Origin of the sequence: Arthrobacter sp. HS15c (assembly GCF_040812005.1) — a bacterium.
Taxonomy (GTDB): domain Bacteria; phylum Actinomycetota; class Actinomycetes; order Actinomycetales; family Micrococcaceae; genus Arthrobacter.
Genome location: NZ_JBFOHM010000007.1, coordinates 30,641 through 54,541, shown reverse-complemented (window position 1 = coordinate 54,541; position 23,901 = coordinate 30,641). Strand labels below are relative to the sequence as shown.

General features: G+C 67.0%; 17 protein-coding genes. 7 read left to right on the top strand and 10 right to left on the bottom strand.

Annotated features, from left to right (window positions below):
• The first annotated feature begins 74 nt into the window (after positions 1 to 74).
• From ABV518_RS12790 to sufU, 4 genes are all read left to right on the top strand, one after another.
• Positions 75 to 2,813, top strand: a complete 2,739-nt coding sequence (locus ABV518_RS12790) for a LuxR C-terminal-related transcriptional regulator (RefSeq protein ID WP_367767463.1) — start codon at positions 75 to 77, stop codon at positions 2,811 to 2,813.
• The gene (locus ABV518_RS12785) at positions 2,800 to 5,544 is read left to right on the top strand and encodes a LuxR C-terminal-related transcriptional regulator (protein ID WP_367767721.1); all 2,745 of its coding nucleotides are present in this window, start codon (positions 2,800 to 2,802) and stop codon (positions 5,542 to 5,544) included. Before ABV518_RS12790 ends, ABV518_RS12785 begins: the two co-directional genes overlap by 14 nt.
• Positions 5,545 to 6,018: 474 nt before the next feature.
• Positions 6,019 to 7,344 (top strand): SufS family cysteine desulfurase, encoded by a 1,326-nt coding sequence (locus ABV518_RS12780; RefSeq protein ID WP_131132637.1) that lies wholly within the window; start codon positions 6,019 to 6,021, stop codon positions 7,342 to 7,344.
• 23 nt (positions 7,345 to 7,367) lie between these two features.
• Positions 7,368 to 7,817 (top strand): Fe-S cluster assembly sulfur transfer protein SufU, encoded by a 450-nt coding sequence (gene sufU / locus ABV518_RS12775; protein WP_367767462.1) that lies wholly within the window; start codon positions 7,368 to 7,370, stop codon positions 7,815 to 7,817.
• A gap of 31 nt (positions 7,818 to 7,848) precedes the next feature.
• On the opposite strand, the gene nhaA is transcribed toward sufU, so the two are convergent.
• The 4 genes from nhaA to ABV518_RS12755 form a co-directional block, all read right to left on the bottom strand.
• Positions 7,849 to 9,162: a Na+/H+ antiporter NhaA gene (gene nhaA / locus ABV518_RS12770; protein ID WP_367767461.1), complete on the bottom strand. Its 1,314-nt coding sequence runs from the start codon at positions 9,160 to 9,162 to the stop codon at positions 7,849 to 7,851.
• A gap of 69 nt (positions 9,163 to 9,231) precedes the next feature.
• Positions 9,232 to 9,453 (bottom strand): SCO4848 family membrane protein, encoded by a 222-nt coding sequence (locus ABV518_RS12765; RefSeq protein ID WP_367767460.1) that lies wholly within the window; start codon positions 9,451 to 9,453, stop codon positions 9,232 to 9,234.
• A gap of 4 nt (positions 9,454 to 9,457) precedes the next feature.
• Complete coding sequence (locus ABV518_RS12760; protein WP_131132616.1) at positions 9,458 to 9,955, bottom strand: DUF2505 domain-containing protein; 498 nt, start codon at positions 9,953 to 9,955, stop codon at positions 9,458 to 9,460.
• A 47-nt stretch (positions 9,956 to 10,002) separates the two neighbouring features.
• Complete coding sequence (locus ABV518_RS12755; protein ID WP_367767459.1) at positions 10,003 to 11,517, bottom strand: SDR family oxidoreductase; 1,515 nt, start codon at positions 11,515 to 11,517, stop codon at positions 10,003 to 10,005.
• A gap of 174 nt (positions 11,518 to 11,691) precedes the next feature.
• Between ABV518_RS12755 and mfd the strand changes: the two genes are divergently transcribed.
• Together mfd and ABV518_RS12745 are read left to right on the top strand one after the other, a co-directional pair.
• Positions 11,692 to 15,372 carry a transcription-repair coupling factor gene (mfd, locus tag ABV518_RS12750; RefSeq protein WP_367767458.1) on the top strand — a complete coding sequence of 1,227 codons (3,681 nt, stop codon included), beginning with the start codon at positions 11,692 to 11,694 and terminating at the stop codon, positions 15,370 to 15,372.
• A gap of 6 nt (positions 15,373 to 15,378) precedes the next feature.
• The gene (locus tag ABV518_RS12745; RefSeq protein ID WP_367767457.1) at positions 15,379 to 16,200 is read left to right on the top strand and encodes a metal-dependent hydrolase; all 822 of its coding nucleotides are present in this window, start codon (positions 15,379 to 15,381) and stop codon (positions 16,198 to 16,200) included.
• A 70-nt stretch (positions 16,201 to 16,270) separates the two neighbouring features.
• Here the strand turns inward: ABV518_RS12745 and ABV518_RS12740 are convergent, their stop codons facing one another.
• From ABV518_RS12740 to nirB, 6 genes are all read right to left on the bottom strand, one after another.
• Entirely contained in the window at positions 16,271 to 16,516 is a 246-nt protein-coding gene (locus ABV518_RS12740) for a hypothetical protein (protein ID WP_131132612.1), read from the bottom strand.
• A gap of 54 nt (positions 16,517 to 16,570) precedes the next feature.
• Entirely contained in the window at positions 16,571 to 17,296 is a 726-nt protein-coding gene (gene deoC, locus ABV518_RS12735) for a deoxyribose-phosphate aldolase (RefSeq protein WP_367767719.1), read from the bottom strand.
• Between the two features lie 79 nt (positions 17,297 to 17,375).
• Positions 17,376 to 18,236, bottom strand: coding sequence for an FAD-dependent oxidoreductase (locus tag ABV518_RS12730; protein WP_367767456.1), 861 nt, complete (start codon positions 18,234 to 18,236; stop codon positions 17,376 to 17,378).
• A 205-nt stretch (positions 18,237 to 18,441) separates the two neighbouring features.
• Positions 18,442 to 19,593 (bottom strand): uroporphyrinogen-III synthase, encoded by a 1,152-nt coding sequence (locus ABV518_RS12725; protein ID WP_131132610.1) that lies wholly within the window; start codon positions 19,591 to 19,593, stop codon positions 18,442 to 18,444.
• Between the two features lie 14 nt (positions 19,594 to 19,607).
• Complete coding sequence (gene cobA, locus ABV518_RS12720) at positions 19,608 to 20,642, bottom strand: uroporphyrinogen-III C-methyltransferase (protein WP_367767455.1); 1,035 nt, start codon at positions 20,640 to 20,642, stop codon at positions 19,608 to 19,610.
• Between the two features lie 2 nt (positions 20,643 to 20,644).
• Complete coding sequence (gene nirB / locus ABV518_RS12715) at positions 20,645 to 23,275, bottom strand: nitrite reductase large subunit NirB (RefSeq protein WP_367767454.1); 2,631 nt, start codon at positions 23,273 to 23,275, stop codon at positions 20,645 to 20,647.
• A 248-nt stretch (positions 23,276 to 23,523) separates the two neighbouring features.
• Between nirB and nirD the strand changes: the two genes are divergently transcribed.
• Entirely contained in the window at positions 23,524 to 23,895 is a 372-nt protein-coding gene (nirD, locus tag ABV518_RS12710; protein ID WP_367767453.1) for a nitrite reductase small subunit NirD, read from the top strand.
• Positions 23,896 to 23,901 lie beyond the last annotated feature (6 nt).

Sequence of the window (23,901 nt, the reverse complement as noted above, 5' to 3'; positions counted from 1 at the left end):
GGGGTAGTCTTCTTCCTAAGCGGGGGAGCGATGGGGCTTTATCCCCGCTAGAGCGGGATCTAGGGGATAAGTTCATGTCAATCGAGCCACTCAGCTGGGGACGTGGGTCAACGCTCAACGACGTTGAGTTGCAAACGGACACGGCTGTTCAGACCGAACACCAGCGATGGTCGGTACCTGCCAGGAGTGCCAACCTCGAAGCCGTGCGCGCAGCCCTGACCAGCAAGGACTCGCTGGGCGTCATCATCACCGGCGGCCGGGGAGTGGGCAAGTCCTCTCTGGCCCGGACCGCCGTTTCCGAACTCGGCCCGGATGTCTGGGCCCTCCAGCTGCGCAGCGGGCACCCCGCCTCGAAGACCCCGTACGGCTGCCTGTCCTTCCTGCTGGCACGGCTTCCCCAGGCGTACATGGGTTCCCCCACCGCCATCCTGCGGGGCATCACGTCCCTGATCAGGAGTGACGCTGCCGGCCGGCCGTGCGTCATTACGCTGGACACCGCCGGCAGCATTGACGACATGAGCGCCGGTGTCCTCCTGAACGTCCTCCTGACCGGCACTGCCAGGATCGTCGCCGTCGCGCCCAGGAGCAGCGACCTGCCCGCAGACTTCCATTGGCTGCTCACCGAGCGCCGCCTGACCGAAGTCAGGCTGGACAACCTGAACGAACTGCAGACCCGCCAGGTGCTGCTGACCATGCTGGGGCACCGCGTTTCCGCGTCCCTTGTCAGCATCTACCACAGCATGGTGGGCGGCAATCCGCTGCTGTTGAAGGCCCTGGTGACGGAGCAGCAGCTGTCCGGGAACCTCGTGTTGTCGGATTCCGTATGGACCCTGCGTGACAAGGTGGTGCTCGACGGCGCGGCGAGCCTGGATGACATCGTACGTTCCCGGTGGGCGAGGAAAACCCCGGAGACCCGGGACGTCATCGAAATGCTCTCCTGCGCCCGCAGCGTGGACCTGTCCCGCCTCACATCGATCTTCGGTGCAGGGATTGTCGCCGACATGGAGGACGCGGGCCTGCTTGATATCGACGGCTCGGACAGCCGCTGGGTCTCGCTCCGGGAAAAGTACCTTGGCGACGTCGTCCGCTCATGGCTGAGTATCGCCCGGCGCCGGGAGCTCCGCGCCCAGCTCCTGGACGGCAAGGAACCTGATCCTGCCTCCATGACCGTTGAAGAGCTGATGGCTTTCGCGGCATGGACGCGTGAGTGCGAGGCCGAACTCAGCCCCGCCATGGCATTGGCCGCCGCGGAAGCGTCCGTCCAGCTGTTTGATCCGCATTCCGCCCTCACGTACGCCGAGACGCTGACGAGGAACGACCCCCAGTGGGTTTCTGGACAGCGGCAAAAAGCCGCGGCTTACCTCCTGCTGGACCTGCCGATCCAGGCCATGGCCGCCCTCGATGACATCACGCGGCCGCAGCTGGACGGCCTGGATGCCGATGAATACGCCCAGGTGGTGGCCGCCAAGTCCACGGTCATGGTGTGGCTGCCGGAACTTACGGCCAGGGTCCCGGAGATGCTTGAGGAGGCCAGGACGCGGCTGGGCGTGGGCCCGGAGCTGGCGAAAGGCTGGCCTGCACCGCTGGCTGTGGCCGCCAACCGCATCAGCCTCAGTGAATTTGAATACAAAGCCTTTGTGGGCGACTTCGCGTCCATGATCCCCGCCCTCGAAGCTGCTTCCAATGCCGCCCGCAACCCGGACGTCTCGTTCAGGATGAAGGCTGCCATCATCCTGATGACGGCGCTGTCGCTGACCGGCCGCGAAATGGACGCGCTGAGCCTGATGCGGACCCTCGGCGGGCAGATTTCGGATGCCGCCCAGATCGTGGGCCTGCGCGAGGAATACACCAGCCGCGCCTATGCCGTCCTGCTGACGGCCGGGCAGTGGCGCCGCTGCATCGACCTCCTGGACCCGCCGGAGTCGCGGGACGCTCACCGGCTCCCGTACCGGAGCGCCGCCACTGAGCTGGCCGCTGGCATCGCTTACGTATACTCCGGCAGGGGAGCCGCAGCCCTTGACCCGCTGCTGTCCGCCGCGGCCCAGCTGGAGCTCCGGCCCGTGCAGAGCTCCCTGCGTTCGGCCTACGCCGCAACCGCGCTGGCCTACGCCCAGATCGGGAACGCCGGCCAGTCCCGCAGGTACCTGGAGAAGGTCCAGCGCTCCGCGGGCCCCTGCGACTTCCTGACCGGCTCCATCATTGAATTTTGCGCCGACATGGCCGGCCGGTGGCTGGGAGAGAATGACGCCGTGTCCCGGCTCAAGGACTCCGCGCGCCGCAACATTGACGCGGGACGGTTCACAGTCGCCGGTATCAGCCTCCTGGGAGCCACCGTCAATGGCACCGAAGCCGACTTCAGGCTCCTGGAACAGGTTGCGGGGCAGCGGCAGGGTCCACTGGCGGAGATCGCCCGCCTGATAGCGGTGGGCAGCAGGACCAAGGACGCCAAGACGCTTCTCGCCGGCGGCGAGCTGGCGGCCACGCTGGAACTGGACGCGGTCGAAGCCCGGTGCATGGCGCTTGCCGTGGACTACGCCCGGCAGGCCGGTGACTCCGTGTCGGCCAGGACTGCGCAGGCGCGGCTGGATATACTGGCTGCCACTGTCGCCAATCTTCCGATTGTGCCGAGCAGCGGCAGCCCCCTGCTGACCAGCAGGGAGCGGCAGATTGCACGGCTGGCCGGCAGGGGAGCGTCAAACCGGGACATCGCGCTTGAGATGGGCGTCTCGGTCCGTACCGTTGAAGGCCACCTGTACCAGGTCTTCACCAAACTCGGTGTAACTTCCAGGGGTGATCTGACTGGACTCGTCTAACGGCCACGCACCAAGGCCCGGCTCGGCCTATCGCTTCCTTACTGGGCGCCGCGAGCCGCTGGACCGGATCTGCAACATCATCCGCAGCCGGACCAGCCAGGCCGTCTTCCTGATGGCCGGACCCGGCATCGGAAAGTCAGCGCTGGCCGAAGCCATCACCGAGCGACTGTCCCCGGAGATGATCGTCCTGCGCATCCATGGCAGCTCATCCCTGGCCGGAGTCCCCTTTGGTGTCCTGACTCCCTACACGGCGGAGCTGACGGCCGAGGACTCGGTCTCCCCGGTAGCCGTCCTCAGGTCCGTGTGGACGTATTTCGAGAAGCTCAAGGACGGCAAGGACACGCCGCTGCTGCTGGTGGTCGACGACGCCCATCACCTTGATGATGCCAGTGCAGGCATTGTCGCGGACATGATCTCGGCCGGCTGGGCGAGCGTGGTGGCGGCCGGCAGGCCCCGCCCCGGGTTGCCGCAGCCGCTCGACCAGCTCTGGTACGACGGCCTGGCGGACCGGGTGGACCTGCGGCCGCTTAATCGGGAGCAGATCGAAGAAGTCCTTGCCCATGTCCTGGACGGCACCGTCCCTGCCGGGACTGTGGACTCGATCTGGAGCGCCTCAGGGGGAAACCCCAGGATCCTCGATGCCCTGCTGCACGACGCCGCGGAGCAGGGGATCCTCGCCAAGCGGAACGGCATCTGGATGCTGCTCGGGCCGCTTCCTTCCGACGGCGCCAAATTGACGGCCGTGGTGTCCAAGGACCTCCTCCGGCGCCGGCCAGAAGAGCAGGAAGCCCTGAAGCTGGTTGCCCTGGCCGAGCCCGTGAGCCGCAAAGTGATCGAGGATATCTGCGGGGCGGAACTTGTCCGTTCCCTGCTGGACCAGCAAACGGTGGTGGAGGGTTCCGGCAGCCCTGCTGTGCTGAGGATGTGGAACGGCGTCATCGGTGATGCCGTGAGGAAAAACGTGTCCGTCTCACGGAGTCTGCAGCTCCTTGAAAAGCTCCGCGCCCAGCAGGAGGCGCCACCGTCAAGCGCGGATGGCCGGCTGCGTTCGGCCGAATGGGCGCTGGAATGTGGACTGCGGGTGGCTGACGATGAACTGCTTGAGGCAGCAGCAACTGCCATCACCGGATACCGGAACGCCAGCGCCCGGATGATGGCCGCAAGGGTGCAGGATCCGATCCTCGCACCCCACGCCCGCGCCATCCAGGCACGGGCGCTGTTCAACGAGGCCCACTATTCCGAAGCGGCCCGGATCCTGGACGGGTGCTGGCTGGAGCTGGAAGACAGTGCCGAGGCAGCCCACGTCCTGCTGCTGCGTACGGCGGCGCATCAGGCCCTGGGACAGTCAATGGACGCAATCGCCGCCGAATCCCGGGAGCTCCTGCGCCAGGCCGGACGCCTCGAAGACCTGACCGGGTCCCCTGCGGACCCGGACGACGCCGGATCCGGCACGCCCGGTGATTCCCCTGCAATGCAGGCGTCCAGGCCCTGGCAGGACCAGATGCTTGACCTCTTGGAACTGGGTGAGGCCGGCGACTATGAGTCCCTGGCCGCGGACGTCCAGGACATCAGGAGCCGCAACCTCGGGGAACCGGTGGATGACGCCCTCCGTGCCGTCGGACTGGCGCTGTCCTCCCATGCGCTCTCGGCGGCGGGATGCGGGGTCCAGGGCCTGGACGCCGCGCTCCTGGCTGCCTCCGAACTTCCGTTGCTTCGGGACGGTGTGTTCTTTTTCAACGAATTTGTCCTGGGACGCCTCGTCACGGACTACCTGGCCTTGGGCGAATGGGAATCCGCTGAGCGGGAGATGGCCAATTACGCGATGGAGCAGGCCGCCGGAGCCGCATGCTTCGGGGGCGGTCTCCAGCTCCTCAGGGGTTACTCGCTGCTGCGGCAGGGCCGGATTGAGCGCGCGTACCAGATGCTCCTGCCGGCCGTCGAGGCCCTCAGGCTCAACGATCCCCTCCAACTGTTCCGGTTTGGTTCATCGCTGGGCTTCTACGTCGCGGCAAGGCTCGGCGACGCCGCCCAGGCCAGGCGGCTGGAGCTGGATTACAAGGACTCAACCCCTGGCGCACCCGCGAACGAGCTCCTGGCCAAGGCCTACGCGGCCGCGGCCGCGGAGTACGTGGCCCGTGACGGTAAGGGCCTGGCATCCATCCATACCCTTGCCACCACCACCGAAATCTTAGTCCGGGAAGGGATGCACCTCGAGTTCCTGGCCATCTGCTGGGACCTTGGCGACCACTCCGTCATCCCGCTGGTGCGGGCGCTCGCCGGTAACGTCGAGGGCCGTTGGGCTGCAGCCATGCTGACTCTGGCGGGGGACTGGGAAACCGCGGACGCCGATGCGCTGATGGACACAGCCGCGAACCTCGAGGCGGCCGGATTCGTCAACCTTGCCAGGGAGGCTTACGCCAGGGCGAGCACGCTCCTGGAAGAGTCCGGTGAGCGGCGGCGGTCCCGGCAGGCAATAGCACTGCGCGAGAAATGCGACCATGAGCTGGGCGAACGGTTCCGCGAGGGACACTTCATCGCCGCGGCGCCCGCTGTGCATCTGACCCGCCGCGAGCAGGACATCGTGGAACTGGCCGTCCAGGGCCTCACCGACCGGGAGATCGCCCAACGCCTGATGGTCTCAGTTCGCACCGTGGAGGGGCACCTGTACCGCACCTACGTCAAACTGGGCGTCCGCAGCCGCGACGAGCTGGCATCGGCCCTGCCAAAATAGGCACCTGCTAAGAGAAAATCCCGTCCGGTAAGCCACCTCGCAGGGGCCGCCGCCGGGATTTTCCAGTGCCCCCGGGTGCACCTAGGTGGTTAGCTCCCAAATACGCGTATCAGCAGCGCGTAACCCGTACCCACGGCACCGGAAAGTCGAGTACCCCCTACTCGTGTTCCGGGCGGCCCGGCGCGATTAACTAGTACAAGCAGGAAGAAGCGGTCCGAAAGAAGGCCGCAGACCCTGCGGACAGACCAAAATACGGCCTCTTCGCACTACAACTTCCGGCCCGCAGGGGCCGGACCGAGACGGGGCCGGCGACGTCAGAGTCTTCTGAGACCGAGGCTCTCCCCCCAGCCGTCGCCGGCCCTCCACTCTCCGGCTGAAGCCCGGAACGACTGTGGCGGCTGCCCCCAGGGGCGCCGCCACAGCCGTGCTGTGGGACAATTGAGTGTCATCCATTGACATCTCAAGGAGTGAGTGTTGGCCGTAGTAACAACCCCAGCCACGCTGGAACGGGCTTTGCCGGCCATGGACAACGCCGAAGTGCTGCGGATACGGAACGACTTCCCGGTCCTTGGCCAGCTGGTCAACGGCCGTCCGCTGGTCTACCTCGATTCCGGAGCCACCTCGCAGAACCCCGTCAGCGTCATCGAGGCGGAGCAGGAATTCTATGAGCAGCGGAACGCCGCGGTGCACCGCGGCGCACACTTTCTTGCCGTGGAAGCCACCGAAGTCTTCGAAGACGCCCGCCAGACCGTGGCCGACTTCATCGGAGCTGACTACTCCGAAACGGTATGGACTTCCAACGCCACCGAAGGCCTCAACCTGGTCAGCTACGCGCTCTCCAACGCTGCGCTGTGGGCTGCACAGGGCCGCGGCGATGCCGGGCTCAAGGATCTCGCAGTGGGCCCGGGCGACCAGATCGTGGTCACCGAAATGGAGCACCACGCCAACCTGATCCCCTGGCAGGAACTTGCCTTCCGGACCGGCGCCACGCTCCGCTACATCCCCATCGACGACGCAGGCAGCCTGCGGATGGACCAGGCGGCCGAGATCCTGGGAAAGCGGACCAAGGTCCTCGCCTTTACCCACGCGTCGAACGTACTGGGCACCATCAACCCCGTTCAGGAACTGGTGGAGCTGGGCCGGAAGGCCGGAGCCCTGGTGGTCCTGGACGCGTGCCAGTCCGCCCCGCATCTGCCCTTGGACGTCAAAGCGCTGGACGTGGATTTCGCGGTCTTCTCCGGCCACAAGATGCTTGCACCCACCGGAATCGGCGTCCTGTACGGCAAACAGGAGATCCTGGACATCCTGCCGCCGTTCCTCACCGGTGGCTCCATGATCACCACCGTCACCATGGAGCGGGCAGAGTACCTGCCGGCTCCGCAGCGGTTTGAAGCCGGCACGCAGCGGATCTCCCAGGCGGTTGCCCTGGCGGCCGCGGCGAACTACCTCACCGAAACGGGCCTTGAGCGGGTCCACCGCTGGGAGTCGGAACTCGGACAGCGCATGGTTGCCGGGCTGGAAAGCATTCCCGGGATACGGGTCCTTGGCCCCGCCGCAGGGCTGGAAAGGATCGGCCTCGCGGCCTTCGCCGTTGACGGCGTGCACGCCCACGACGTCGGCCAGTTCCTCGATTCGCAGGGCATCGCTGTCCGGGTGGGGCACCATTGCGCCCAGCCGCTGCACCGCCGCCTGGGACTGACCGCCACCACACGGGCCAGCGCCTACCTGTACAACACCACCGACGACGTCGACGCGTTCCTGGAATCCGTAGCCGGAGTCCGGTCCTACTTCCGCGTCTAGCGCAAACACCAAAGGTATACGACATGAGCCTGGACCAGCTGTACCAGCAAATCATCCTCGACCATTCCAAAGTCCGGTACGGCAGCGGCCTGGCCGGCGTAGCTGCGCCCGAAGGGGCGTCCACCGGGCAGTCGCACCAGCTCAATCCTGTCTGCGGCGACGAAGTCACCCTTCGCGTGGCGGTGGAGGACGGCAAGGTCGCACAGATTTCCTGGGACGGGGAAGGGTGTTCCATCTCCATGGCCTCAGCCTCAGTCCTGAGCGAGCTGGCCGAAGGGCTGTCCGTAGCTGAACTCCACGCGATCATCGACAACTTCCGCGAAGTCCTGCGGTCCCGCGGCAAAATCCATGCCGATCCTGAAATCCTGGGCGACGCCGCTGCGTTCGAGGGAGTCGCCCGTTACGCCGCGCGGGTCAAGTGCGCCATGATTTCCTGGGTAGCAGCCGAGGACGCCCTCAACCAGGCAGCCTAAGACCGGGAGGGCCGGTCCCGGCCTGCGGCTGTCAGGATGTGCGCTCGAAAAGGTCCGGGACGCCGTCGCCGTCAGCGTCGCGCTGTTCCGCTTCCTCCACGGTGCGGTAGTGCCGGTTACGCAGCCGGAGGACCACTGTGGCGAGCAGCGCCGCAACCAGTGAACCGGTCAGGATGGCCACCTTCGCGTGGTCATCATGCGCGGAGCCGGCACCGAAACTCAGCTCGGCGATCAGCAGCGACACCGTGAACCCCACCCCGGCCAACAGCGCCAGGCCTGCCACGTCGATCCAGGCGAGGCCTTCGTCGAGCTTTGCCCGCGTTGTTTTGGTCACCAGGAACGTTGTGCCAAAGACGCCCACGGTCTTTCCGACCACCAGCGCCGCGACGATTCCCAGGGCCACTGGGTCCGCCAACGCCGACCGGAAACCGACGAACCCGCCAAGGGCCACTCCGGCCGAGAAGAACGCAAAGACGGGAACGGCAAAACCTGCCGAGAGCGGGCGGAGGCGGTGTTCCAGGGATTCAGCCATTCCGGGTCCGGTTTCGCCGCGTTTCCGCGATGCCAGGACGGGGACCGCGAAGCCAAGCAACACCCCGGCCACGGTGGCGTGGATGCCTGAAGCGTGGACGAGCGCCCATGTGGCCGCTGCAAGGGGGAGGAGCAAGTACCAGCTGCGGACCCTGTTCTGGACGAGCAGCGTGAACAGGCCCAGCGGGACCAAAGCGGCCAGCAACAGCATGGGCTGCAATCCGGACGAGTAGAAGAAGGCGATGATGCCGATCGCCAGCAGGTCATCCACCACCGCCAACGTCAGCAGGAACGTCCGGAGGGCGGCCGGCAGGTGGGTGTTGATCACTGCCAGCACCGCCAGGGCGAACGCAATATCCGTGGCGGTGGGAATCGCCCAGCCACGCAGGCTTTCCGCACCCTGGCCCAGGTTCAGCAGCGTGTAGACCACGGCGGGAACTGCGACGCCGCCCACGGCCGCCGCCACGGGGACCACTGCTTTGGACACCTTGCGCAGTTCACCGGAGACAAACTCCCGTTTGAGTTCCAGGCCGGCAATGAAAAAGAAGATGGCCAGGAGCCCGTCCGACGCCCAATGCCCCAGGGAGAGCTGCAGGTGCCAGGGCTCGTAGCCGATCTTGAGGTCCCTCAGCGCGAAGTACCCGTCAGCCGCCGGCGAGTTGGCCCAGATGAGGGCCGCGGCCGTGGCCACCAGGAGGAGGGCTCCGCCGACTGTCTCCAGCCTGAGGATTTCGGAGATCCGCAGGTATTCGGGATAGCTCGAGCGGCTGAGGACCCTCGCGGCGAGGGCTGGTCGGGAAGGGCGCTTTGCCATGGCTGGCTCCTGGTCAAGGGGTCGACAAATGTGTTGCCGACCAGACTTCCCGGCGCACCTCCGACCAGTCTAGCCGAGCAGTGCCATAACCCCGATCACGGCAGTGGCAGCTCCCAGCACCATGGAGATGCTAACGAGCACGAGGTGGACCGTCAGGAACTTCGTGGCCTTGCCTGCAGCGTCCCGCGCCCGGGGATCCTTCATCACCCGGCGCAGGAACTGCGGCCAAACCGCGAGGGACCAGACGCCGGCGATGACCAGCAGAATGGCCGCAAACACGGGGAGTTGCATTGCCTTAGTGGCTTTCCAGCCAGGCCTGGGCCTGCTGTGACTGGATGTTCAGGGCCTTGGCCACCATGGGCTCGGCTGCGTCGGCGATCTTGCCGCCCAGGAACGGGACGGAGGATGTGACGTTTCCTTCCAGCTCCACGCGGGTGCTGCCGCCCTCTGCAACGAGCCGCTGGACTGCCGTCACGTCGAGGGGAGCGCCGGCGATCTTCAGCGTGATGTTGCTCTGGCGCGAGCCGTCGGCGGCAGGGGCGTCCCAGTTTTCCACCTGCGTGACCGTGAGCTTGTCACCCACGAACTTGCGGGCAATCTCCGGCAGCCGGGTGGTGGGCAGGGTGCGGACCGACGTGGTGCTGAAGGCGCCGGCGGTATCGCCGTCCACCGCGAACGACTCCAGGGTGCCGCCAACGAATTCACTGGTGTGCCGCTGGAAGTCCTCGTTGATGAAAACTGCAGCGACGGTGTCGACGGCGTGCGGAAGGGTGGTGGTTGCACTCAGTGCCATGGGTCCTCCAGGGATGTGGGGTCAGAACGCTTTTTGCTCCCCACATCCTACGGGGTCCGCGGCGCCTCTTCCGCACTGGCAAGTTTCTGGGCGGCGGCTGTGATATTGCGCGACATCGCCGGAAATATGAGGCTGTGGAAGGGCAAAACGGCCAGCCAGTAGAGCCTTCCGCTGAGGCCCTTGGGGAAGAAAATGGCCCGCTGCCGGTAGCGGCTGCCCGTGCCGTCCGGCTCGACGGACAGCTCCAGCCAGGCGCGTCCGGGGGCGCGCATCTCGGCGCGAAGGCGCAGCAGTTTTCCGCGCTCAATCCGTTCCACGCGCCACCAGTCCACCACTTCGCCGGAGGCCAGGTTGCCGGGGTGCCGTCGTCCCCGCAGGAGCCCGGCGCCGCCGGTGAGCTTGTCCAGCCAGCCCCGTACCTGCCATGCCATCGGCAGCGAATACCAGCCGTTCCGGCCTCCGATGCCTTCGATGATGGTCCACACGTGGGCGGGGTCGACGTCCCCGTGGAAGGTCCGTTCGTCCACGAAGACTGTGTGGCCCGCCCAGTCCGGATCACTGGGCAGGGGATCGGCGTCGGCTCCGGCGTTCGCCCAGGTGGTCTCCACCTGGCCGTCACGCTCCTTGCCCAGGGCCAGGGCCACCGCCCGCCGGTACGGAGTCAGGCCGCCCTCAGGGGCGGGAATGACGGAATCGATGTCGTGTTCCCGGGACACGGCGTCGTGCTGCAGGGACTGGACGAGCGGCAGCGACATAGACAACGGAATGGGAGTGGTGAGGGCCACCCACATGCCGGCGAGCTTTGGAGCCGGGATGGGCAGGGCGAGCACCAGGCGGTGCGGCAGGCCGGCTTCGGCGGCGTACTCCTTCATCATGCCCGCGTAGCTGAGCACCTGCCGGCAGCCGATGTCGAAGGTGCGGTTGATGGGCCCCTGCAGGTTGGCGGCGCCCACCAGGTAATGCAGCACGTCCCGGACGGCGATGGCTTCGATCCTGTTGCGGACCCAGCTCGGTGCCGGCATCAGCGGGAGGGCTTCGGACAGGTGCCGGATCATTTCGAACGAGGCGGATCCGGAACCGATCACCACTCCGGCCTGGAAGACCACGGCGTCCACGGGGCTGTCCAGGAACACCTTTCCCACGGCCTCCCGGGAGCGCATGTGGGTGGACAGCTCCACGTTGGACGGGTGCAGGCCGCCCAGGTAAACGATCCGGTGAACCCCTGCGCCTGCGGCCGCCCGGGCGGCGGTTTCGGCCATGGCTTTTTCCTTGGACTCGAAGCCGGCCCCGGCAGCCATGGAATGGACCAGGTAGTACAGCACGTCAACGCCGGCCAGCGCAGCCCCCAGCGCGTCGCCGTCGTCGAGGCTGCTCTGGACCACTTCGACGTCCCCGAGCCACGGCACACCGGCGATCTTGGCGGGTGTCCGGACCAGGACCTTCACGGTGTGGCCAGCCTCCAGGAGCCGCGGCACCAGGCGGCCGCCGATGTATCCGGTGGCGCCTGTCACCAGGACAGTTTTGGCTGCGCCGGGCTGGGGTGTCTCGGTTGTGCCGGTCATGTTGACTCCTTCTTGTCATACTGCGATTCGGAGCGGCGGGGTGTTCGGACGGCCCTGGTCCTGAAAGCCTAATCTCCCGTGCCGCGGGGGTAGGCTGGGATTACCCGGGATTCGAAGCGAATTTCGGGCTTTCGTGTTGCCTGCGATCCGTTGAACACCACAGGAGTTTCTGCCATGAGCCCGAGCGCCTCCCGCACCGGTACCTCCCATCCCGGCCCGTCGCTTGACGGACTGCGCCGTGTCCTGGCCGGGGACCAGACCTTCGCCCGGGTCCAGGCAGAGGCGGCCAGGGGATTCGACGTCCGCGGCCAGGACTACCAGATCAGCGCGCCGGCAGGCCTGCGTGCGGTCCTGCTGGCAGAGATGGCGGACGGCCTGGCCGCCGCCGGCGCTGAGGAAGGAACGCCCGACGGCGGGATCCCGGCAGTGGTGCTGGCAGTCACCGCGACGGGGCGCGAAGCAGAGGACCTGACGGCAGCCCTGCGCGCCTACCTCCCCGCCGACGCGGTGGCCGAGTTCCCCAGCTGGGAAACCCTGCCGCACGAGCGCCTCTCGCCGCGGTCGGACACCGTGGGCCGCAGGCTGTCAGTCCTGCGCAGGCTGGCGCACCCCGAAAAGTCGACGGCGGGCCCGCTGCGCGTGGTGGTGGCGCCGGTGCGCGCCGTGGTCCAGCCCATCGTGGCCGGATTGGGTGAACTGGTCCCGGTCACCCTGACGGTGGGCCAGGACATTCCGTTCTCCGACGTGGTGCGGCGCCTCGCCGACGCCGCCTACGCGAGGGTGGACATGGTGACCCACCGTGGCGAGTTTGCCGTCCGCGGCGGAATCATCGACGTCTTCCCGCCGACGGAGGACCACCCCATCCGGGTGGAATTCTTCGGCGACGAAGTGGACCAGATGCGATGGTTCGCCGTCGCAGACCAGCGCTCGCTGTCCTCACCCGGCCTGCACCACCCCACCGTCCTGCATGCCCCGCCCTGCCGCGAAATCCTGATCACGCCCTCGGTGATGTCACGGGCGGCCACCCTGAAACCGCAGCTGCCCGCCGCCGCGGACATGCTGGAGAAGATCGCCGGCGGCATCGCCGTCGAAGGCATGGAATCCCTGGCTCCGGTACTCGTGGACGCGATGGTCCCGTTCGTGGACCAGCTGCCCGCCGGCTCCATCTCCGTGGTCATCGAACCGGAAAAGGTCCGCACCCGCGCCCACGACCTCGCCGCCACGAACGAGGAATTCCTTGAAGCGGCATGGTCCACGGCGTCCGACGGCGGCACCGCGCCCCTGGATCTGACCTCGCAGGCGTCGGCCGCGCTGCACTCCGCCAGCTTCCGCTCGCTGGCCGAGACCCGCAGCTCCGCGCTGGAGCACAGCGTCTCCTGGTGGTCCATTACGTCCCTGGCCACCGACGAGGAACTGCTTCCGGAGATCGACGTCCTGAACCTGCACGCCCGGGAACCGCGCGGCTACCAGGGCGATGTGGCCGAAATGATGGACTTCATCGGCTCGCACGTCCGGAACCAGTGGCGCATCGTGGTGGCCACCGAAGGGCCGGGACCGGCGCAGCGCCTGGCGGAACTGTTCCACGACGCCGACATCCCCTGCGCCAGGGTGGACACCCTGGACCAGGAACCCCAGGCGGGCATCATCGAGGTGACCACTGCCGCCGTCGGACGCGGTTTTGTCCTGGACAGCCTCAAACTGGGCCTGCTGACCGAAGCCGACCTCCTGGGCCGGACCTCCGCCGGGTCCACGAAGGACATGCGGCGCATGCCATCCAAGCGGCGGAACGCCGTGGACCCGTTGCAACTGGTCACCGGCGATTCCGTGGTGCACGAACAGCACGGCATTGGTCGCTTCATTGAACTCATCCAGCGGAAAGTGGCCGGCGGCGGGGACGGCGTCCGCGAATATCTGGTCCTGGAATACGCCCCGTCCAAGCGCGGCGCTCCCGGGGACCGGCTGTTTGTCCCCACCGACCAGCTGGACCAGGTGACCCGCTACGTCGGCGGCGACACCCCCGTGCTCAGCAAGATGGGCGGCTCCGACTGGGCCAGCACCAAGTCCAAGGCACGCAAGGCCGTCAAGGAGATCGCCGGCGAACTCATCCGGCTCTACTCCGCACGGATGGCCTCAAAGGGCCACGCCTTCGGGCCGGATACCCCGTGGCAGCGTGAGCTGGAAGAGGCCTTCCCGTACGTGGAGACGCCGGACCAGCTGACCACCATCAACGAGGTCAAGGCGGACATGGAGCGGGAGATCCCCATGGACCGCCTGGTGTCCGGCGACGTGGGCTACGGCAAGACCGAGATCGCCGTGCGGGCCGCGTTCAAGGCGGTCCAGGACGGGAAGCAGGTGGCGATCCTGGTGCCCACCACCCTGCTGGCCCAGCAGCACTACGAAACGTTCACCGAGCGGTTCTCCGGTTTCCCCCTGCGGGTCAAGGCCCTGTCGCGCTTCCAGGGGACCAAGGAAACCAAGGAGACCGTGGAGGGCGTCAAGAGCGGGTCCGTGGACGTTGTCATCGGCACGCACCGGCTGCTGTCCAAGGACTTCGCGTTCAAGGACCTGGGCCTGGTGATCGTGGACGAGGAACAGCGTTTCGGTGTGGAGCACAAGGAAGCGCTGAAGAAGATGCGCACCAACGTGGACGTGCTGGCCATGAGCGCCACCCCGATTCCGCGGACCCTGGAGATGTCGCTGACCGGCATCCGGGAAACCTCCACGCTGGCCACGCCGCCGGAGGAACGCCACCCGGTGCTCACCTACGTGGGCCCGTACACGGACAAGCAGACCTCGGCGGCCATCCGCCGTGAGCTGATGCGCGAAGGCCAGGTGTTCCTCGTGCACAACCGGGTGTCTACGATTGAGCGGACGGCCGCGAAGGTCCGGGAACTTGTGCCGGAAGCGCGGGTCGAGGTGGCGCACGGGCAGATGTCCGAGAGCCGGCTGGAACAGATCATTGTGGACTTCTGGGAAAAGCGGTTCGACGTGCTGGTGTGCACCACCATCATCGAAACCGGCCTGGACATCTCCAACGCGAACACCCTGATTGTGGACGGCGCCGATAAATACGGCCTGTCCCAGCTTCACCAGCTCCGTGGCCGGGTGGGCCGCGGCCGCGAGCGTGCGTACGCCTATTTCCTGTACCCGTCGGAGAAGCCGCTGGGCGAGGTGGCGCTGGAGCGGCTCAAGGCCGTGGCCACGCACAACGAGCTCGGTGCCGGCATGCAGCTTGCCATGAAGGACCTCGAAATCCGCGGCGCCGGCAACCTGCTGGGCGGGGAACAGTCCGGCCACATCCAGGGCGTGGGCTTCGACCTGTACATCCGCCTGGTGGGCGAGGCCGTGGCAGACTACCGCGGCGACGCCGAGGAAAAGGCCGCCGAGATGAAGATCGAGCTGCCGGTGAACGCCCACCTGCCGCACGACTACGTACCGGGGGAGCGGCTGCGCCTGGAGGCCTACCGCAAGCTGGCTTCGGCGCTGACGAACGAAGCCATCGAAGAAGTCCTGGCGGAACTGGTGGACCGCTACGGGGAACCCCCGCTGCCGGTCCAGAACCTGATCGCCGTGGCCCGCTTCCGGGTGGGCGCCCGCGAGGCCGGGCTCTCCGACGTCGCGCTGCAGGGGAACTTCATTAAGTTCTCGCCGGCGCAGCTGCCGGAGTCCAAGGTCATGCGGCTGACGCGGATGTACCCAGGATCGCAGCCCAAGCCTGCCCTGGATGCCGTCCTCATTCCGAAGCCGAAGACCGCCAGGATCGGTGGCCGGGACCTGCAGGACGCCGAAATCCTGGAATGGGCCAACGGCGTTATCCGGAACATTTTCTCCGACGCACCGCTGGCGGTGGGATAGACCTTGATGGGAGGACATCACGCCGCGTCGGGAGCCGCGGCGTGGGTAGCTATTGCCTCGACCGGGCCGTACACCCTGGGCTGGTATCCGCTGGACGCCACAGGCATCCTGATCGGCGGCATGGCGACGGCGGGAACGGCGCTGGTGTGCGACTGGGACCACCGCCACAGCACGGTGGCCAATTCCCTGCCGCCGCTGTCCAACGTGATTGCGGTGGGGATTGAGAACGCCAGCGGCGGGCACCGGCAGGGCACGCATTCGGTGCTGGGCGCGGCGTTCTTTGTGCTGCTGGCCATGGTGGCCGCGCAGTTCCAGCTGCAGACCGACTGGGGCCTGCTGTCCGTCGGTGCCGGCCTGCTGTGCATGTTCATGATCAACATCGCGGCCAAGGCGCTGAAGCTGTTCCCCAAGTCCGGCTTCATCAGCAACTGGGTGTTCGCCCTGACCATGGCCGGCCTGGTGACGTGGTTCGCCCCGGAGCAGTGGACCTGGTTGCCTGTGTCGATGCTGACAGGGGTGGTGGTCCACATCGTGGGCGACATGATCACCACCGGAGGCGTCCCGCTGCTGTGGCCGATCGTCATCAGACCGCCCAGGTTCCTGCGGAAGATGCCCGTGATCAACGATGTCTGGAGAGCCAACGGAGCCTTTTCACTGCCGTTGCTGGGCCGTGCCGGCTCCCGGCGGGAGTGGCTGGTGCTCATCCCGGTGAGCGCGTACGCCATGGTGGGCATGTGCGTAGCTGCCTGGGCTTTGGCGAAGTCGCACTTCCCGGCTGCCATGTCACTGGGAACGGGCCTGTTCAGCCGGCTCTTCGGGGCGGCCTGACTCGGATCCGCTTAAATGGCTGGGGCCCCGGAAAAATCCGGGGCCCCAGCCTTTGCGTTTGAGCGGGTGCTTAGTGTTCGCCGGCGGAGTCGGAACGGCCGGTGATGGTCTGCGGGATCCAGAACGCCAGGGCGAAGAGGCCCAGGCAGACGGCCATCGGCCACGGGTTGCCGAGCGTCAGGAACGACAGCGAGTAGATGGCGCCAAGGAAGAGTGCCATCATGACAGCAAACAGGACGATGCTGGTGACGAGGCTGTTCTCGTTTTCCGGCGTCTGGACAGTGGTGACGCCGGACGCTGTGGTCTTGCTGGACATTCATTCCTCCTCGGCCCCGCGGGGCTCAAAATTGTGGCGGCTTCCGGATCCGGATCAGTATCCGGATGAACCCTGTTCACCCTTGACGATCGCAATTCCGGAGCTGGCACCAATACGTGTTGCACCTGCAGCAATCATAGCCTGCGCGTCGGCCAGGGACCGTACGCCGCCGGATGCCTTGACGCCCAGATCAGGGCCTACGGTCCGGCGCATCAGCGCGATATCCTCTGCCGTGGCGCCGCCGCCATTGAAGCCGGTGGAGGTCTTCACGAAGTCCGCCCCGGCTTCCACTGCGGCCTCGCAGGCGAGGATCTTCTGGGCGTCGTCCAGGAGCGCCGTCTCGATGATGACTTTCAGGATGGCGCCGCTGGCGTGCACCGCCTCCGCGACGGCCGTGATGTCCTCAACCAGGGCGCCCTTGTCGCCGGCGCGGGCTGCGGCGATGTTGATGACCATGTCGACCTCGTCGGCACCGTCCAGGACCGCTCCGCGGGCCTCGAACGTCTTGACGTGGGTGGGCGTGGCTCCCAGCGGGAAACCGACCACCGAGCAGGTCAGGACGCCGGATCCCTTGAGCGCTTTTTTGACCGTCTTCACCCAGACGGGGTTGACGCAGACGGATTTGAACCGGTATTCGGCTGCTTCGGCGCAGACCTTGAGGATGTCCGCCTCGCTGGCCTCGGGCTTGAGCAGGGTGTGGTCAATGAAGGAAGCGATGTTGCCCGCCGCCTGCTGCGTGCCGGTGGACGGCTGCGCGGCGGGAGTGGCTTCGTTGCTCATCATGATGGTCCTTTCCGGGGGCCTTGTGGGCCGCAATTGCCACGGTGTGGCTCTTCAGGTGACCATCTTGCCACAGGGGTCAGGCGGCCACCGGAACGCGTTGTTCTGTCGCCACAGCCGTCATGAGCTGCGTGGCGCAGGCGCCGGCGGCGGACGCGGCAGCAACCAGCAGGCCCAGCCGGACGCCGTCGAACGCTGCGGCGTCACCGATGGCCCAGACCCCCGGGACCGACGTGCGGTAGTCCTTGGTGATGGCGATCCCGCCGTTGGGGGCGGTGGCGAGTCCGGCACTGGCGGCGAGGCCGTCACGGGAGACCCGTTCTTCCGCCAGGACCACCAGGTCACCGTTCATGCTGCTGCCGTCCTCGAAGACGATCCCGGCCGCGGTCAGCCCGGCGCCGGCGATGGAGTGCACCACGGCGGTGGGCCGGACCGTGGTGCGGATGGGCCTGACACCGCGGGCGCGCAGCACTGCCTCAGCCTGTCCCGCTGCGGCTCCGGTTCCCACCAGGATCCCCAGCGGCCGCCTGCCCAATGACCGGGTCACTTCCTTCACGGCGTCGCCGATCCGGGCGGCATCATCGATGGTTGAGTAGCTCAGGCAGCGGCCGGCGCCCGCCACCGGTGACGCTGCGGGCGCTGAGCCGGTGGCGATGACCAGTTCGTCGTAGCTGAATTCCATGCCATCGGCCGTGGTGACAGTGCGGCTGTCCGCGTCAATAAAGCTGGCGGGCTGGCCGAAGCGGACCGATACCTGGGGCAGTTCGGCCAGTTCGAGGAGCTCCGCCGGAGCGTCGTCCCGGTTGCTGAGCACTGTGATGGTTCCGCGGAACCTGGCACCGTCCAGCTGGCGGACCAGTGCCTGCGCGGCCGGCCCGGCACCGGCGATGACGATGCGCGGTGCCGGAGTGGATGAGGTGGACGGTGCCGGAGCGGACATGTGCTGGCCCTTTCGCTGGCGGCCGCAGGAGCGGCCGGGAATTCGTGATGAATCCCAGCGTAGGCGGACGGCTTTTCCGGCGTGTTTCCCCGCTGTTGCTGGGAAAACGCCCTTTGTTCGCCAACGTTTACCGGCCGGTAACAGAACCCGTGACGCACCTCTCACTGCGGTCCGCAATGACACAAAGGGGCCGGAACCCACGCCCCTAGACGCGGATCCGGTACCCCCTCTTGACCACCGTCTCCACCAGGCGGCCGTCCGGCAGCGAGGAGCGCAGCCGGCTGACGGTCATGTCCAGTGCGTGGACCGACCCCCTGAGTTCGAGCAGCTCCGACAGCGATTCCCGTGACAGCACGGCCCCGCCGGCACCCAGCAGGGCGCGGAGCAGCAGCAGCGGCGCGGGGGCCAGTTCGACCTGTTGCCCGTCGATCCGCAGGCTACGGCCGCGCAGCTCGATATTGCCCGACCTCGTGTCCAGCCGGCGCACATGGTTAAGGGCGAGGTGCTCGCAGACCAGCCTGATGAGGGCACCCATCCGGAACCGCTCCGGGATGAGCGGGGTGATGCCGGCGTCGAGCAGGGGCTGCGCGGTGACCGGGCCAACCACTGCCGTCGTGACGTTGGTCTTCAGGCTTTCGATCAGCTGCTTGTAGACACCCATTTCGTGTGCGGTGCTCCACATCGCGTCCACAGCAGGTGCGCTGGTGAAGGTCAGGACGTCCAGGTTTCCGCTGCACGCAGCCTCGATCAGCCGGGGGAGCTTGTCCTCACCGTCGGGCTTGACCCAGCGGTAGGGCGTCACCGTCAGGACGGTGGCGCCGGACATACGAAGCCTCTCGAGCTGCCGGACATCCGTGTAGCCGTGCAGCTGGACGGCCACGGTCTTGCCGCGCACGCCTTCGGCCAGCAGCATGTCCACCAGCGTCGCGGTGGTTTCGTCGCTGCTGATTCCGACGTCGGCCAGCCCCGCCGCGCGGACGGCGCCGCGGGCCTTGGGCCCCCGGACGAACATCCGGCAGGCTGCCAGGGTTTCCAGCAGGGCCTCGCCGATGCCGAACGAGTCGGCAGCCTCGCACCAGCGGCGCATGCCGTAGGCGGTGGTGGCGATGCAGAGGTCCGGGCGTGCGGCGATGATGGCCTTGGTGTCCTCAATGAGGCGGATGTCCTCCTGCACCGGGGCAATCTTGAGGGCCGGTGCGTGCAACACTTCCGCGCCGCGGCGTTCGAGGGCCTCGATAAGGTCCTGGGAGCGCCGGTGCGAGGTCACTCCAATGCGGAAACCCTCCAGGGGGGAATCAGCCGATTCCCGCCCGGAGGTCTCTTCAGCCTGGGGTTCTGCGGGTGCCAGTGCGTTCATGGGGTTCAATCCTTTCATGAACCGAGCAGCGAGGCCGCCAGCCTGTCCAGGTCGGCGGCGGCCTCAGCATGCCCACGGTTGGCTTCAGCCACGCAAACCACCTCGCCGATGACGAGGACGGCGGGGTTGCTGCAGCCGGCAGCGGCGGAGGTGATGGTGCCCAGGTCCGCGATGGTGGTCCGCTGCCCGGGGCGGTAGCCGCGTTCGACGACGGCCATGGGCATGTCGGGACGCATCCCGGCCTTCCGGAGCCCGGCGGCGAGCTGGTGCAGGGTACCGATGCCCATCAGGACCACAATGGTGCCGCCAAGTCCGGCGAGGTGCTTGTGTTCCTTCTCGGTCAGCGGCGCGTGGCCGGAGACCACGGTGAACATATGGCTGACTTCGCGGTGCGTCACCGGGATACCGGCAGCGGCAGGGACGGAGATGGCGCTGGTGACACCCGAGATGACGCGGACCTTGACGCCGGCGGCCACGCAGGCGGCCACTTCTTCGCCGCCGCGGCCGAAGACGTAAGGATCGCCGCCCTTGAGCCGGACCACATTGTTTCCGGCGAGGGCGCTTTCCACCATCAGCTTTTCGATGTCGGACTGGCCCACTTTGTGGTGGCCCGGCTTCTTGCCGACGTCCACCAGTTCGGCCGAGGTCATGGACGGCAGTTCCTGGTAGGGAGCCAGCCGGTCATAGAACACCACGTCCGCGTCGCGGAGGGCCTTCATGGCGGCGACCGTCAGCAGCTCGGTGGTTCCGGGTCCGCCACCCACCAGGGTGACATGGCCTACGGGGCCGGCGGCCGGTTCGACTGCCACCGGGATGCCGGTTGCACGGCACCGGTCCAGCAGTGACTCCCAGCCGGGCTGGCCGTCGTCGACTGCCGCGACCAGGAAGGGACGCTCGGGCAGCGGGCCGTCATGCCCGGCACCCTGGGGGGTGCTGAGGCGGTAGACGACGGCGCCGGCGGCCTCGTAGCGGCGGACCGCCTGGCGTGCGGCGTGGTCCGAGCCGGTGACCAGGACCTCGCGGCCGGTGAGATCAATGCTGAGCTGCATGCCTATACCTCGTTCTCGTCGCGGGGCCTCATGGGGATGGAAGCGCCGATCAGGACCTTGCCTTTTTCCTCCGGGGTTGCGGGGCGCATCTGGCCACGCTCGTCCGAAACAAACGTGATGGAGTCGTCCTTCTGGTCGGGCGCGTTGACGAAGGAGCGGAACCGGCGCAGGCGCTCGGGGTCCTTGAGGGTGTCGGCCCACTCGTCGACGTAGGTGTCGACGTGCTTGGCCATGGCAGCCTCGAGGTCCTCGGCGATGCCCAGGGTGTCCTTGACCACCACGTCCTCAACGTGCTTGATGCCGCCGTCGAGCTCTTCCTGCCAGCGCGCGGTGCGCTGCAGGCGGTCTGCGGTGCGGATGTAGTACATGAAGTAGCGGTCGATGTACTTGATCAGCGTCTCGTCGTCGAGGTCCTTGGCCAGGAGCTGGGCGTGGGCCGGGGTGGCACCGCCGTTGCCGCCGACGTACAGGTTCCAGCCGTCGGCGGTGGCGATCACACCAACATCCTTGCCACGGGCTTCGGCGCATTCGCGGGCACAGCCGGAGACACCCATCTTGAGCTTGTGCGGGCTGCGGAGGCCGCGGTAGCGGAGCTCGAGCTGGATGGCCATGGCCACCGAGTCCTGGACACCGAAGCGGCACCAGGTGGAACCGACGCAGGACTTCACCGTGCGCAGGCTCTTGCCGTAGGCCTGGCCGGATTCGAAGCCGGCGTCCACCAGTTCCTTCCAGATTTCCGGGAGCTCCTCGAGCCGGGCACCGAACATGTCGATGCGCTGGCCGCCGGTGATCTTGGTGTACAGGTTGTACTTTTCGGCCACGGCGGCGATGACGCCGAGCTTCTTCGGGGTAATTTCGCCGCCGGCGATGCGGGGGACCACCGAGTAGGTGCCGTCCTTCTGCATGTTGGCGAGGGCACGGTCGTTGGTGTCCTGCAGGGTGCCGCGGCCGGCGTCCAGGACGTAGGCGCTGTTCTGGCTGGCCAGGATGTTGGCAATGGTCGGCTTGCAGATGTCGCAGCCGGCACCGGTGCCGTACTTGGCCATGATCTCTTCGAAGGAGGTCAGGCCCAGGACGCGGATGGCGTCGAACAGGTCCTGGCGGGACAGCTCGATGTGCTCGCAGAGCGCCTTGGAGACCTCGACACCGGACTTGGTGAGTTCGGTTTCGAGCAGCTTCTTGAGCATCGGGACGCAGGAGCCGCAGCTGGTGCCGGCGCGGGTGCAGCCCTTGAGCTCGCCAAGTTCCTGCACGGGGGCGTTGCCGTCGCAGGCGCCGCAGCCGTTGACGGTGTCGCGGATGGTTCCGGCGGACACGTTGTTGCAGGAACACAGGATGGCGTCGTCCGGGAGCTCGGTGTCCGGGGCGTCGCCGCCGCCGGCCGCCGTGAGGTAGGCCCCGGGCTCGGCGCTGAGCTCACGGCCCAGGAGCGGGCGCAGGCTGGTGTAGGGGGTGGCGTCGCCCACGAAGATGCCGCCCAGGAGGGTCTTGGCATCGTCGGTGGTGACGATCTTCTGGTAGACGCCGCGGGCCGGGTCGGCGTAGACGATTTCGAGGGCGTGCTCGGTCTTGGCGAAGGCGTCACCGAAGCTGGCAACGTCGACGCCGGACAGCTTGAGCTTGGTGGCGGTGTCGAAGCCCGGGAAGGTGGCCTGTCCGCCGTGGAGGCGGTCAGCGACGATCTCCGCCATGGTGTTGGCGGGGGCCACCAGGCCAAGGCACATGCCGCCGAAGTTGGCCACTTCACCGATGGCCCAGATTCCGTCGACTTCAGTGGCGCAGTAGTCGTTGATGACCACGCCGCCGCGCTGGCCCAGCGAGAAGATCTGCTCTTCGCCCTCTGCAGCGCGGAAGAGCTCGTCACGGGGCCGGACACCGATCGCGACGATCACCAGGTCAGCTTCGATGATGCGGCCGTCAGCCATCAGGACGCCGGTGACCTGGCCGTCGTCGTCGGACAGTACTTCCGAGGGGAAGACGCCGCCGTGGACTTCGAAGCCCTTGGCCTTGATGAGCCGGCCCATGGCCTGGCCAGCGCCTTCATCGAGCTGGGTGGCCATCAGCCACTGCGAACCGTCGATGACGATCGGGTTGGCGCCAAGCTGCTCCGTGCCGGCCGCGGACTCGAGCCCGAGGAGGCCGCCGCCGATGGTGACCGCGTTGACCTGGCGGCCGAGCTTCTCCGTGAGTTCGGCGATGGCCTTGTTGATGGCCCAGACGTCTTCGAGCGTGCGGTAAACGTGGGTGTGCTCGGCGCCGGGGATCGGCAGGCGGGCGGCATTCGAACCGGTGGCGACCACCAGGTGGTCGTATTCAAAGGTGTTGCCGGCCGCGGTCTCCACGGACTTGGCCTCGGCGTTGATCTTGATGACGCGCTCGCCGGTCTTCAGGGACAGGGCTTCGTGGTCCCACATGCTCGCCTCGCCCAGGGTGAGGTCGTAGTCCATGACGGTCAGGGCCTTGCTCAGCGCCACGCGGTCGTAGGGGAGGTGGGCTTCCTCAGTGAGGACCGTGACATGCCAGCCTTCGAGGCCGCGGGCATGCATTGCGTCCGCAAAACGGTGGGCCGCCGGGCCGCCGCCGGCGACGACGATGCGGCGCGGAGTCTCTGTGCTTGAAGTCTGTTCGGTCACTGTGGGCCTTTCGCATGGGCCGCAGACGGTGCTCTGCAGCTTGTCCATCCAGACTAGGTACCCGCAGTTTCGCTTCAGTTTCCCATTTGTTTCGTGAACTTAACTTCTGCATCACGAACGCATTTCCGACCGAGTGAGTTCTCTTTTACGCGCCGGACACATTCAGCGCATGCCCGTGAAACACCCGAGGCCTAACTTGTTAGTACGGCCATACAGGTGGCCAAGCAAGCACAGGGAGAGGAGCCGACATGACGGCAACACTGGAACTTGGGGCACTCGCCACAGACACTGACACCGCCACCGGCTGGCACCGCGTCTGCGCCGTGGAGGAACTGGAACTGTCCTGGGGCGAGGCAGCCCTCATCGCGGGCCGCCAGGTAGCCCTCTTCCGCACCGGCCCCAGCGAAATTTTTGCGGTAGCCCACGAGGACCCCGCCACCGGCGCCCACGTCATGGCCCGCGGCATCCTCGGCTCACGCGGCACCCGCCCCACGATCGCCTCACCCCTGCACAAAGAGGTCTACGACCTCGAAACAGGCGAGTGCTTTGGAGTGGCTGAGCTGCGGCTGGACACGTTCAACACCCGCATCACCGACGGCTTCATCGAAATCGAGCTCTAGCAGCCG